Origin of the sequence: Halomonas sp. SIMBA_159 (assembly GCF_046536035.1) — a bacterium.
GTDB lineage: Bacteria > Pseudomonadota > Gammaproteobacteria > Pseudomonadales > Halomonadaceae > Vreelandella > Vreelandella venusta_A.
In genome coordinates, this window is the sequence record NZ_JAWJBT010000216.1 from 1 (window position 1) to 339 (window position 339).

The 339-nt window shown below is 39.8% G+C and carries 1 protein-coding gene; it reads right to left on the bottom strand.

The genetic code is table 11. The features are described from left to right. Nucleotides 1–66: 66 nt before the first annotated feature. The coding region (locus tag R0J87_RS19050; RefSeq protein WP_498888191.1) for a hypothetical protein at nt 67–339 on the bottom strand (273 nt) is incomplete at its 5' end.

Consider the following 339-nt stretch of genomic DNA (forward strand, 5'->3'; position numbering starts at 1 on the left):
CAACATGATCCAGCCTGTGGAAAACATAATCGCAGTTTTTGTCATTTTCAAAACCCCTTTAACCACTTATCCACCGTTTTCAAGATGAATCAGCTCAATTTCAATCGCCAAACTGCCCCATTCCTGTTCACGCTCTGGTGAATACAAATTGTGTATAGATTTCATGTTTGTTTCAATGCAGTTATCCACAATTCCTAATTTCTCAGCAGGTATGGATTCAAACATCTCCCGAAATGTCGGATATGTGTATAACTTTTTGATGTTCACCCTTAGTTTCTCGTCTTCACCGGGAAGTTTCGTAAACTCTATCGTGTCTCCCTGCTTCAGTCTTCTTCTCTT